At 70.2% G+C, this 12,557-nt stretch carries 11 protein-coding genes; all 11 read left to right on the top strand.

The annotated features are described in order from the left end of the window. Positions 1-13 precede the first annotated feature (13 nt). Positions 14-952 carry an alpha/beta hydrolase gene (locus AB0469_RS36410; protein WP_366455843.1) on the top strand — a complete coding sequence of 313 codons (939 nt, stop codon included), beginning with the start codon at positions 14-16 and terminating at the stop codon, positions 950-952. A 161-nt stretch (positions 953-1,113) separates the two neighbouring features. Further along, positions 1,114-1,803: a phosphoribosylanthranilate isomerase gene (locus AB0469_RS36405; RefSeq protein WP_366455842.1), complete on the top strand. Its 690-nt coding sequence runs from the start codon at positions 1,114-1,116 to the stop codon at positions 1,801-1,803. Positions 1,804-1,901: 98 nt separating this feature from the next. Further along, the gene (upp, locus tag AB0469_RS36400; RefSeq protein WP_366455841.1) at positions 1,902-2,567 is read left to right on the top strand and encodes a uracil phosphoribosyltransferase; all 666 of its coding nucleotides are present in this window, start codon (positions 1,902-1,904) and stop codon (positions 2,565-2,567) included. Next, positions 2,567-3,484 carry an EamA family transporter gene (locus AB0469_RS36395; protein ID WP_366455840.1) on the top strand — a complete coding sequence of 306 codons (918 nt, stop codon included), beginning with the start codon at positions 2,567-2,569 and terminating at the stop codon, positions 3,482-3,484. The genes upp and AB0469_RS36395 overlap by 1 nt, the downstream gene beginning before the upstream one ends. A gap of 140 nt (positions 3,485-3,624) precedes the next feature. Then, complete coding sequence (locus tag AB0469_RS36390) at positions 3,625-3,858, top strand: tautomerase family protein (RefSeq protein ID WP_042820002.1); 234 nt, start codon at positions 3,625-3,627, stop codon at positions 3,856-3,858. A gap of 10 nt (positions 3,859-3,868) precedes the next feature. Beyond that, entirely contained in the window at positions 3,869-4,813 is a 945-nt protein-coding gene (locus AB0469_RS36385; protein WP_366455839.1) for a pseudouridine-5'-phosphate glycosidase, read from the top strand. 59 nt (positions 4,814-4,872) lie between these two features. Then, entirely contained in the window at positions 4,873-5,952 is a 1,080-nt protein-coding gene (locus tag AB0469_RS36380; RefSeq protein WP_366455837.1) for an alkene reductase, read from the top strand. A 14-nt stretch (positions 5,953-5,966) separates the two neighbouring features. Next, entirely contained in the window at positions 5,967-6,908 is a 942-nt protein-coding gene (locus tag AB0469_RS36375; RefSeq protein WP_366455889.1) for a ribose-phosphate diphosphokinase, read from the top strand. Between the two features lie 309 nt (positions 6,909-7,217). Beyond that, entirely contained in the window at positions 7,218-11,066 is a 3,849-nt protein-coding gene (locus AB0469_RS36370) for an amino acid adenylation domain-containing protein (protein ID WP_366455836.1), read from the top strand. Between the two features lie 223 nt (positions 11,067-11,289). Beyond that, the gene (locus AB0469_RS36365) at positions 11,290-12,078 is read left to right on the top strand and encodes an AfsR/SARP family transcriptional regulator (RefSeq protein WP_366455835.1); all 789 of its coding nucleotides are present in this window, start codon (positions 11,290-11,292) and stop codon (positions 12,076-12,078) included. A gap of 235 nt (positions 12,079-12,313) precedes the next feature. After that, the coding region (locus AB0469_RS36360; protein WP_366455834.1) for an S-adenosylmethionine synthetase N-terminal domain-containing protein at positions 12,314-12,557 on the top strand (244 nt) is incomplete at its 3' end.

Raw genomic sequence — 12,557 nt, 5'->3', positions numbered from 1 at the left:
CCGGAGAACCCCCATGGCCACCACCCCGTCCCCCGCCGCGCCCCCGGTGCGGTCCGTCGTCCTCGACGCGGACGGGATCCCGCTGTCGGGGCTGCTCGCCCTGCCCGCGGACCCCGTGCCCCGGGCCGTGGTGGTGGCCCTGCACGGGGCGGGGATGAGCGCGGGCTACTTCGACAGCCGGGTGCGGCCCGGTTTCTCCCTGCTGGAGCTCGGCGCCTCGCTGGGCTTCGCCGTGCTCGCCCTGGACCGGCCCGGGTACGGGGCCTCGGCGGCCGCGCTGCCGCGGGGGCTGGACCTCGCCGGGCAGACGGCCGCCCTGCTCGCGGCCCTCGACGGGTACGCCGACGGCCACGGGCTCGGCGCGGGCGTCTTCCTCGTGGCGCATTCCAACGGCGGCCGCCTCGCGCTGTCCGCCGCCGCCGGCGCCCGGGGCAGGCTCGCGCCGCTCGGCGTGGACCTGTGCGGAGTCGGCCGCCACTTCGCGGTGGAGCCCGGGCAGCTGCCCGGGGCGGACTTCCCCGGGCAGTGGCGCCGGCACTGGGGCGCGCTGCGCTTCTACCCGCCGGAGGCCTTCCGGGCCTGCACCGGCCTGGTGCGGCCGGTACCCGCCGAGGAGGCCCGGGAGACCCCCGCGTGGCCGGTGGCGTACCCCGACGTGGCGGCCGGTGTGCGGGCCCCCGTTCGCTTCACGTTCGCCGAACAGGAGCTCTGGTGGAGGCGGGACCGCGCGGCCGTGGAGGAACTGCTGACTCCGCTGAGCGGGGCCTCCACAGAGGTGGTCATCCAGCCGCATGCTGGACACAACGTCAGTCTGGGCTGGGCCTCCCGGAGCTACCACCTGCGGGTCATGGCCTTCCTGGAGGAGTGCCTACTCGCCCGGGAGCCGGAGGTCGAGCGGGTCCCGGCCACAACTGACCGAGAAATGAAGAAGGTTGACCGGGATCTGACATAGATCCCGTTGACCTACAGATCGGCACCAACGAGGCTTTTCGTGAGCATCCCGTGACGTGTAACGAAGTCCGTCATACCGGGACACGTCCACTCGCCATCTCGTAAGTCTGTTTGATTCACAAGCCTGTTTGATTCATCAGATCATTCCGCAAAGGAACACACATGAGTGACGTGAAGGACCTGGTGCAGGTCGCCGGCATCATCGACGCCGAAGAGGCCAAGATGCTGGCCGAGGAAGGCTGCGACTGGTTCGGCTTCCCGCTCCGCCTCCCGTCGGGCAAGGACGACATCTCCGAGGCGGCCGCCTCGGAGATCATCGCCGGGCTGACGGCTCCCCAGGAGGGCGTCCTCATCAGCTACATGACGGATGCCGACGAGATCAGCGCCTTCACCACGCAGCTCGGTGTCAAGGCCGTCCAGCTCCACGGCGACGTCGAGCCGGAGCAGCTGCGCAAGCTGAAGGCCAACCGCCCCGACCTGTACGTGCTCAAGAGCCTGGTCGTGAAGGAGGACAACGCCGAGGAGCTCCTCCAGCTCGTCGACGAGGTCGCCGACGTGGTCGACATGTTCATCACGGACACCTTCAACCCGGCCACCGGTGCCAAGGGCGCCACCGGCCTCACCCACGACTGGAACGTCAGCGCCGAGCTCGTGCGCCGTTCCCCCAAGCCCCTGATGATGGCCGGCGGCCTGAGCCCGGAGAACGTCGCCGACGCCATCCGCTTCGTCAAGCCCGCCGCCGTCGACGCCCACAGCCTCCTCGAGGGCCCCGACGGCCGCAAGGACCGCGCCAAGGTCGCGAAGTTCGTGGCCGAGTCGCGGAAGGCCTTCGCCGAGATCGCGAACGGCTGATCCCGGCACCCGACCACACGGTTGCGGTTCCCGGGGCCCCGCAGGGCCCCGGGCCCGGCCGCAGCACGTCTCCACGACCGACGCAAAGCAGGTTTCTCATGGCGACCGGCCACCACAATGTCCACCCGCTGCCGCAGACCAACCAGCTCCGCGCCATGCACACGATCATCCGTGACCGCAGGGCCTCCCGCGCGGACTTCGTGTTCTACTCCCGGCGCATCATCCGCCTCCTGCTCGAATCGGCGCTCAACCAGCTGCCGTTCGACCAGCACGAGGCCATCACGCCGGTCGGAGAGACGTACGAGGGACTGAGACTCGGTCCCCAGCTGTGCGCCGTGCCCGTGGTCCGGGCCGGTGACTCGATGCTCGACGAGCTCCGCCAGGTCATCCCCGACATCACCGTCGGCAAGCTGCTCATCCAGCGGGACAAGACCACCAAGCTCCCGCACCTGTACTACAAGAACTTCCCCGAGGACATCGCCCGCCGGCACGTCCTCCTCCTGGAGCCGATGCTCGCCACCGGCGGCAGCGCCAAGGCGGCCATCGAGGTCCTCCTCGACGCCGGCGTGAAGGAGGGGAACATCGTCTTCGTCAACTTCCTCGCCTCGCCCGAGGGCATCGAGGCCGTCCACGCCGCGTACCCGCTCGTCAAGATCGTCACCTCCTCGATCGAGCAGCGCCTCAACGAGAACGCGTTCATGATCCCGGGCATCGGCGACTTCGGCGACCGCTACTTCGGCACGACCGACTCGGCAGTCGCCTGATGAAGAGCAGCCGTACCGTTGCCGACTCCGCGCTGACGGCACTCGCGCCGGCGATCTGGGGGTCCACGTACCTGGTCACCACGGAGCTGCTCCCGGAGGGCCGGCCGCTGCTGGCCTCCCTGCTCCGTGCCCTGCCCGCCGGCCTGATCCTGGTGCTCATCGGCCGGACGCTGCCCAAGGGCATCTGGTGGTGGCGCGCGCTGGTGCTCGGCGTGCTCAACATCGGAGCCTTCTTCTACCTGCTCTTCGTGGCCGCCTACCACCTGCCCGGCGGCGTCGCGGCGCTGGTGATGTCCATCCAGCCGATGATCGTGCTCCTGCTGGGCGCGGCCCTGCTGAAGGACAAGATCAAGCCGATCCACCTGATCTCCTGCGCCCTCGGCGCGGGCGGTGTGGCCCTGCTGGTCCTCCAGCCGAACGCCGGCCTCAACGCCACCGGTGTCATCGCCGGTCTGCTGGGCGCGCTCAGCATGGCCTCCGGCATCGTGCTGACCAAGCGCTGGGGGCGCCCCGACGGCGTGGGCCTGCTGCCCTTCACGGGCTGGCAGCTCACCGTCGGCGGGCTGGTGCTGCTCCCGATCACGCTGATCGGCGAGGGCCTGCCGAGCGAGATCACCGCCAAGAACCTCTGGGGCTTCGCCTACCTCGGCATCATCGGGGCCCTGTTCGCCTACGCGATCTGGTTCCGCGGCGTGGCCCGGCTGCCCGCGCTCGCCGTGTCGTTCCTGAGCTTCGCCTCGCCCCTGGCCGCCACCCTGCTCGGCTACTTCGTCCTCGACCAGTCGCTCTCGCCGATCCAGATCGTCGGAGCCCTGACCGTGGTCGCGTCCGTGATCCTGGCCCAGCCGCGCAAGGGCAAGCCCAGGCCCGAACCCGAGCCGGCCCTCGAGACCTCGCGGGAGTCCGTCAAGGCCTAGGCCGAGGACACCCGCCACAGACTCCCCGCCCGTCACCACCCCCGAGGCGGGTGGGGAGTGGTGGTGGCACACCGCGGCCTCCCCCGTCCGCGGTGTGCCACCAACCCCCTGCACGAACCACGCGCGAGAGGACCGAAGCCGTGCCCCACATCCACATCAGGCACTACCCCAGGGACTTCACGGCCGAGCAGCTCCAGGCGATCGACGAGGCGGTCACCGCCGCCGTGACGAAGACCTTCGCCACCGGCGAGGACACCGTCTCGATCTCCGTCGAGCCGGTCAGTCCGGAGGACTGGGACGACCAGGTCCTCTCCGAGATAGCGGCCCGCCCGGATCTGCTGGTCAAGCGACCCGGCTACTGGAACGAGAGTTGAGAGAGACCCGATGAGCGCAAGCAGCGGCATCCCCGTCGTCTACACCGAGGAAGTCCGGGAGGCCCTCCACGAGGGCAAGGCCGTCGTCGCCCTCGAGAGCAACGTCATCACGCACGGCCTGCCGTACCCGGACAACGCGGCCACCGCCCGCAAGGTGGAGGACGCGGTGCGGGCCGGCGGCGCCGTCCCGGCGACGATCTGCATCGAGGCCGGCGAGATCCGCGTCGGCATGTCGGACGCCGACATCGAGCGCTTCGCCTCCCTGCCGGACATCCCCAAGGTGTCCAGCCGGGACCTGCCCGTCATCCTGGCGCAGGGCGGCCTGGGCGCCACCACGGTGGCCTCCTCCGTGGTCGCTGCCGAGCTCGCGGGGATCCCGTTCTTCTCCTCCGCCGGCATCGGCGGCGTGCACCGCGGCGCCGAGGAGACCTGGGACGTCTCCTCGGACCTGATCCAGTTCACCCGTTCCAAGGTCGCGGTGGTCTGCGCGGGCGCGAAGATGATCCTCGACCTCGGGCTGACCCTGGAGTACCTGGAGACGCAGTGCGTCCCCGTCGTCGCCTACCGCTCGGACGACTTCCCCGCGTTCTACTGCCGTACGAGCGGCCACAAGGCGCCCCACCGCCTGGACGACGAGCAGGTCATCGCCCGCGCCATCGAGGCCCACTGGGCGCTCGGCAACAACAGCTCCTTCCTGATCACCACCCCGGTCCGGGAGGAGGACGCCATCGACTCCGTCGAGGTGGACACGGCCATCCGGGCCGCGGTCGCCGAGGCCACCCGCGACGGGGTCTCCGGCCAGGCCATCACCAAGTACCTGATGCGCGCCGTCGACGCCGCCACCGACGGCCGCAGCGCCAAGGCCAACATGGCCGTCCTCGCCTCCTGCGCCGAGGCGGCCGGCCGGCTGGCCGTCGCACACGCCGCGCACCTCGCCGAGCGCGCCGGGCGCTGACCCGCCCCTGCGAACCACCACCGCACCACGCGTTGACCTCAGTCTGGAGAGAGACACACATGTCCGAGAAGCTGTTCGAGCCGGTCACTCTGGGGAAGCTGGCCCTGGGCAACCGAGTGGTCATGGCGCCCATGTCCCGCAACCGGGCCACCGCCGACGGCCTCGCCACCGACCTGATGGCCACCTACTACGGTCAGCGCGCGGGCGCCGGCCTGATCATCACCGAGGGCGCCCAGCCCTCCGTGACGGGCCAGGGCTTCGGCAACAGCCCGGGTCTGCACACCGAGGAGCAGGCCGCTTCCTGGAAGCCGGTCACCGAGGCCGTGCACGCCCGCGGCGGTCTGATCGTCGCGCAGCTCATGCACTGCGGCCGCATCGGCCACCCCTCGCTCTACCCGAGCGGCCACCAGTCGGTCGCCCCGTCCGCCATCGCGGCGGCCGGCCAGGCCTACGGCCCCCAGGGCCCGCTCGACTACCCGGAGCCGCGCGCCCTGACGGTCGAGGAGATCGCCGAGGTCGTCAAGGAGCACGCGGACTCCGCCGAGCTCGCCATCGAGGCCGGCTTCGACGGCGTGGAGATCCACGCGGGCAACGGCTTCCTGCTCCACCAGTTCCTGGCGGAGAACACCAACCAGCGCACCGACCAGTACGGCGGCTCGGTCGAGAACCGCATCCGCTTCGCGATCGAGGTGATCGAGGCGGTCTCCGAGCGCATCGGCGCCGACCGCGTCGGCGTGCGCATCTCGCCGTCCAACCCGTACAACGACATCGTGGAGGGCGACACCCGCGCCCTCTACGAGGCGCTCGTCGCGGCCCTGCCGCCCGTCGCGTTCCTGCACGTCCTCGAGGGCGGCAACCGCGACCACATCGAGGCGCTGCGCGCGCAGTGGACCGGCACCATCGTCCTGTGCCCGCACCCGGAGAACGGCGTCCCGGTCAGCGGCGAGATCGCCGGCCAGGCGCTCGAGGCCGGCGTCGCCTGCGCCGTCGCCTTCGGCTCGTCCTTCATCGCCAACCCGGACCTGCCGGAGCGCATCCGCACCGGCGCCGCGCTGGCCGAGGCCGACCAGAGCAAGTTCTACGGCGGCGACCACACCGGCTACACGGACTACCCGACGCTCGCCGAGAGCGCCGCGTGAGCGACTCCGGGAAGATGCTGCTCTTCTCGGGGCGCGCGCACCCCGAGCTGGCCGAGGCCATCGCGGCGGAGCTGGGCACGGAGCTGGTCGAGACGAAGGCGATCGACTTCGCCAACGGCGAGATCTACATCCGCTACCACGCCTCCGTGCGCGGCGCGGACTGCTTCGTCGTCCAGAGCCACACCGCCCCCATCAACAAGTCGATCATGGAACAGCTCATCATGATCGACGCGCTGAAGCGGGCCTCCGCACGCAGTGTCACGGTGATCCTGCCCTTCTACGGATACGCGCGACAGGACCGCAAGCACAGCGGCCGGGAACCCATCTCGGCCCGCCTGGTGGCGGACCTGCTCAAGACCGCCGGCGCGGACCGGATCCTGACGATCGACCTGCACGCCGACCAGATCCAGGGATTCTTCGACGGTCCGGTGGACCACCTGTTCGCCATGCCGGTCCTCGCGGACTACATCGGCTCCAAGGTGGACCGCGAAGCGCTGACCGTGGTCTCGCCCGACGCCGGCCGCGTGCGCGTGGCCGACGGCTGGTGCGACCGCCTCGGCGCCCCGCTGGCCATCGTCCACAAGCGGCGCGACAAGGACGTGGCCCACCAGGTCACCGCCCACGAGGTGGTGGGCGAGGTCCGCGACCGCGTCTGCGTCCTGGTCGACGACATGATCGACACCGGCGGCACGATCTGTGCCGCCGCCGACGCCCTCTTCGCCCAGGGGGCGCGGGACGTCATCGTGGCGGCCACGCACGGGGTGCTCTCCGGCCCCGCGGCGGACCGCCTGAAGAACTCGCAGGTGAGCGAGTTCGTGTTCACGGACACCCTCCCGGTGCCCGGGGCGCTCGGACTGGACAAGGTCACCGTCCTGTCCATCGCCCCGCTCATCGCGGGCGCCTCGCGCGCGGTGTTCGAGAACGGATCAGTAACCCGGCTCCTGCAGAACCGGTGATCGCCCGGACGGGCGGGCCTGACGGGGGCCCGTCCGTCCGTAGGGGGAGGCGGCCGCACGCACCGCGCCGTTCCGGACCTTCCGGGTGGTGAGGCATTGCCCTTGCGCCCCTCAGTTCTACGCACGTCCCGGCCGAGCTGCAGCTCGGCCACCGACGCCCACCGCTTCCAGCGGTGTCCGCCCCGCGCGGACGCCACCCCCCACGCTCGCGGTGAGTGTCGTACCTCGGGCTCGCCACCACGCCGGAGCCCGGTTGCGGGGGCGCCCGACCGCGCCCGTGCTCCACAACGGAACGTAAGGAAGCGGGAAATGACTCTTCAGGAGACCAGCGTGCTCGAGCCCACCCTGCAGGGGACCACCACGTTGCCCGGCCTGCTCGCGGAGCAGGTCGCCGAGCACCCCGACGCGATCGCCGTCGCCTACCGGGATGAGAAGCTCACCTTCCGCGAGCTGGGGTCCAGAAGCTCGGCGCTGGCCGACTACCTGGGGCACCTCGGCGTCTCCGCGGACGACTGCGTCGGCCTGTTCGTCGAGCCGTCCATCGACCTGATGGTCGGTGCCTGGGGCATCCTCAAGGCCGGCGCCGCCTACCTGCCGCTCTCCCCGGAGTACCCCGAGGACCGGCTGCGCTACATGATCGAGAACAGCGAGGCGAAGATCATCCTGGCGCAGCAGCGCCTGGTGTCCCGCCTGCGTGAACTCGCCCCGCAGGACGTCACCATCGTGACCCTGCGCGAGTCCGAGGCCTTCGTCCGCCCCGAGGGCCAGGAGGCCCCCGCCGGCGGCGGCGCCCGCCCGGACACCCTCGCGTACGTCATCTACACCTCCGGCAGCACGGGCAAGCCGAAGGGTGTGATGATCGAGCACCGCAGCATCGTCAACCAGCTGGGCTGGCTGCGCGAGACCTACGCGATCGACCGCAGCAAGGTCATCCTGCAGAAGACCCCGATGAGCTTCGACGCCGCCCAGTGGGAGATCCTCTCCCCGGCCAACGGCACGACCGTCGTCATGGGCGCCCCCGGCGTCTACGCCGACCCCGAGGGCCTCATCGAGACCATCGTCAAGCACGGCGTGACCACCCTCCAGTGCGTCCCGACCCTGCTCCAGGGCCTGCTCGACACCGAGAAGTTCCCGGAGTGCGTCTCCCTCCAGCAGATCTTCAGCGGCGGCGAGGCCCTCTCCCGCCTGCTGGCCATCCAGACCACGCAGGAGATGCCCGGCCGGGCGCTCATCAACGTCTACGGGCCGACCGAGACGACCATCAACTCGTCGTCGTTCCCCGTCGACCCGGCCGAACTGGACGAGGGCCCGCAGTCCATCTCCATCGGCTCCCCGGTGCACGGCACCACGTACCACATCCTCGACAAGGAGACCCTGAAGCCGGTCGGCGTCGGGGAGATCGGCGAGCTGTACATCGGCGGCGTCCAGCTGGCGCGCGGCTACCTGCACCGCGACGACCTGACCGCCGAGCGCTTCCTGGAGATCGAGCTGGAGGAGGGCGCCGAGCCGGTCCGCCTGTACAAGACGGGCGACCTCGGCCAGTGGAACGCGGACGGCACCGTGCAGTTCGCCGGCCGCGCCGACAACCAGGTCAAGCTGCGCGGCTACCGCGTCGAGCTGGACGAGATATCCCTGGCGATCGAGAACCATGACTGGGTCCGCAACGCCGCCGTCATCGTCAAGAACGACGGCCGCACCGGCTTCCAGAACCTGATCGCCTGCATCGAGCTGAGCGAGAAGGAAGCCGCCCTGATGGACCAGGGCAACCACGGCTCCCACCACGCGTCGAAGAAGAGCAAGCTCCAGGTCAAGGCGCAGCTGTCCAACCCGGGCCTGCGCGACGACGCCGAGCTGGCCGCCCGGCCGGCCTTCGACCTCGAGGGCTCCGAGCCCACCCCCGAGCAGCGCGCCCGGGTCTTCGCCCGCAAGACGTACCGCTTCTACGAGGGCGGCGCCGTCACCCAGGCCGACCTGCTCGGCCTGCTGAGCGCCACGGTCACCGCCGGCCAGTCGCGCAAGGCGGCCGACCTGGCCCCCGCCGAACTCGGCCAGATCCTGCGCTGGTTCGGCCAGTACATCAGCGAGGAGCGCCTGCTGCCGAAGTACGGCTACGCCTCCCCGGGCGCGCTGTACGCGACGCAGATGTACTTCGAGCTGGAGGGCGTCGGCGGTCTGAAGCCGGGCTACTACTACTACCAGCCGGTCCGCCACCAGCTCGTGCTGATCAGCGAGCGCGAGGCCACCGGCAAGGCCACGGCGCAGATCCACTTCATCGGCAAGAAGAGCGGCATCGAGCCGGTCTACAAGAACAACATCGTCGAGGTCCTGGAGATCGAGACCGGCCACATGGTCGGCCTCTTCGAGCAGATCCTGCCGGCCTACGGCCTCGACATCCACGACCGCGCCTACGAGCCCGCGGTCAAGGACCTGCTCGACGTCGCCGACGAGGACTACTACCTGGGCACCTTCGAGCTGGTCCCGCACGCGGGCCGGCGCGAGGACCACGCCGAGGTCTACGTCCAGACGCACGGCAACAAGATCGCCGGTCTGCCCGAGGGCCAGTACCGCTACGAGAACGGCGAGCTGACCCGCTTCTCGGACGACGTCGTCCTCAAGAAGCACGTCATCGCGATCAACCAGTCGGTGTACCAGGCCGCCAGCTTCGGCATCAGCGTCTACAGCCGGGCCGAGGAGGAGTGGCTGAAGTACATCACCCTCGGCAAGAAGCTCCAGCACCTGATGATGAACGGGCTGAACCTGGGCTTCATGTCCTCCGGCTACAGCTCCAAGACCGGCAACCCGCTGCCCGCGTCCCGCCGCATGGACGCCGTCCTCGGTGCCAACGGCGTCGACGGCGGTCCGATGTACTTCTTCGTCGGCGGCCGCATCAGCGACGAGCAGATCGCCCACGAGGGCATGCGCGAGGACAGCGTCCACATGCGCGGCCCGGCCGAGCTCATCCGCGACGACCTCGTCAGCTTCCTGCCGGACTACATGATCCCCAACCGGGTCGTGGTCTTCGAGCGGCTGCCGCTGTCCGCCAACGGCAAGATCGACGTCAAGGCGCTCGACGCCTCCGACCAGGTCAACGCCGAGCTCGTGGAGCGCCCCTTCGTCGCCCCGCGCACGGAGACCGAGAAGGAGATCGCGGGCGTCTGGGAGAAGGCCCTGCGCCGTGAGAACGCCTCCGTCCAGGACGACTTCTTCGAGTCCGGCGGCAACTCGCTGATCGCCGTCGGCCTGGTCCGCGAGCTCAACGCGCGCCTGGGCGTCTCCCTGCCGCTGCAGAGCGTCCTGGAGTCCCCGACCATCGAGAAGCTCGCCCGCCGCCTGGAGCGCGAGGTCGCCCAGGAGTCCTCGCGCTTCGTCCGCCTGCACGCGGAGACCGGCAAGGCCCGGCCCGTGATCTGCTGGCCGGGTCTGGGCGGCTACCCGATGAACCTGCGCTCCCTGGCCGGCGAGATCGGCCTGGGCCGTTCGTTCTACGGCGTCCAGTCGTACGGCATCAACGAGGGCGAGACCCCGTACGAGACCATCACCGAGATGGCCAAGAAGGACATCGAGGCCCTCAAGGAGATCCAGCCGGCCGGCCCCTACACCCTGTGGGGCTACTCCTTCGGCGCCCGCGTGGCGTTCGAGACGGCCTACCAGCTGGAGCAGGCGGGCGAGAAGGTGGACAACCTCTTCCTGATCGCCCCGGGCTCCCCGAAGGTGCGCGCCGAGAACGGCAAGGTGTGGGGCCGTGAGGCGTCCTTCGCCAACCGCGGCTACACCACGATCCTCTTCTCCGTCTTCACCGGCACCATTTCCGGTCCGGACCTGGACCGGTGCCTGGAGACCGTGACGGACGAGGCGTCCTTCGCCGAGTTCATCAGCGAGCTCAAGGGGATCGACGTCGACCTCGCCCGCCGCATCATCTCGGTCGTGGGCCAGACCTACGAATTCGAGTACTCCTTCCACGAGCTGGCCGAGCGCACCCTCCAGGCGCCGATCAGCATCTTCAAGGCCGTGGGCGACGACTACTCGTTCCTGGAGAACAGCAGCGGCTACTCGGCCGAGCCGCCGACGGTCATCGACCTCGACGCCGACCACTACAGCCTGCTGCGCGAGGACATCGGCGAGCTGGTGAAGCACATCCGCTACCTGCTCGGCGAGTAGGCGCAGCGGTCTGAACGAAGACGGCCGCCCCGCCGGAGAATTCCGGCGGGGCGGCCGTCTTTTCGTGTTTCACGTTCCAGCCGACAGGTGGCTCAATTCTGACGCAGATTGACCGCGTTCTGACATGGGCCCTGTTGACGGGCGCATTCACCGCACAAGAGACTTCTATTGATTCCAGCCGTCCCGTTTTTTCGTCGTTTTCGCTGATGAGGAGTCATCTTCCATGCGCTTCAATCTCATCGGCCCCTTCGAGATCGTCACCGACGACGGCAGGACCTACCAGCCCGGAACCCCCAAGGTCTGCCAGACGCTCGCGCTCCTGCTCACCCGGCCCGGCGAGATCGTCACGGCCGAGGCCCTCATCCGGGAGCTGTGGGGCGAGACCCCCCCGCGCAGCGCGGTCACGACGCTCCAGACGTACGTCTACCACGCGCGCCGGATGTTCACGCAGGAGCGGCTGGCGCCCCCCGGCCGCTGCCTGATCGTCACCAGCCCCTCGGGCTACGTGATGGGCGTCGAGGACTCCGAGGTCGACGTGCGGATCTTCGAGCGGCTCGTCACCCGGGCCCGGTACGAGCTGGCCGAGGAGGAGCCCCAGCGGGCGCTGCGCACGATCGGCCAGGCGCTCGACCTGTGGCGCGGTCCGGCCCTGTCGAACTTCCCCGCCGGCGACGTGCTCGCCGGGCACATCGTGCACCTGGAGGAGCTGCGCATCAGGGCCTTCGAGACCCGCATCGAGGCGCAGGAGGCGCTGGGCCGTCATCGGGAGTCCATACCGGAGCTGCGCAAGCTGATCAACGACTACCCGCTCAACGAGTGGTTCCACAGCCGGCTCATCGGCGCGCTCGGCGCCGCCGGACGGCGCGCGGAGGCCCTCCAGGCCTACCAGAAGGTGCGCCGGCTGCTCGCAGAGGAACTGGGCCTGGAGCCCTCCGCGGAGCTCAAGCGGCTGCACGGGCGGCTGCTCAGCCCGGCGCGCGCGGAGCGGGTCGCGGTGAGCGCGGCCGTCTGAGCCGCGGCCGCCGCGGCCGCGGCGGCATCCTTCCGAGCCGCCGTCCGCGCGGAGTACGGGGCCGGGCGGTCGGGGGCCGCCGGCCGGCCCCGCCGGTGCCTCCGGCGGGGCCGGTGCGGCGGGCCGGGATCCGGGCGCGCGCCGCGTTCGAGCGCGGCTCCAGGGAGGTCGGCGACGGTCGCCCTACCGGCCGTGCACAGGGCCGTGCACCGGGCCGCACACAGGAGGAAGCCGCATGTCACGTCGTCTGTTCACCTCGGAGTCCGTCACCGAGGGCCACCCCGACAAGATCGCCGACCAGATCAGCGACACGATCCTCGACGCGCTGCTGCGCCGGGACCCGACCTCGCGCGTGGCGGTGGAGACCCTCATCACCACCGGTCAGGTGCACATCGCGGGCGAGGTGACGACGAAGGCGTACGCCCCGATCGCCCAGCTCGTCCGCGACAAGATCCTCGAGATCGGCTACGACTCCTCGA

The sequence above is a fragment of the Streptomyces sp. NPDC093801 genome (assembly GCF_040701585.1).
Taxonomy (GTDB): Bacteria; Actinomycetota; Actinomycetes; order Streptomycetales; family Streptomycetaceae; genus Streptomyces.
The sequence above is the reverse complement of the archived record's forward strand: the minus strand, read 5'-3'. Positions and strand labels throughout refer to the sequence as shown.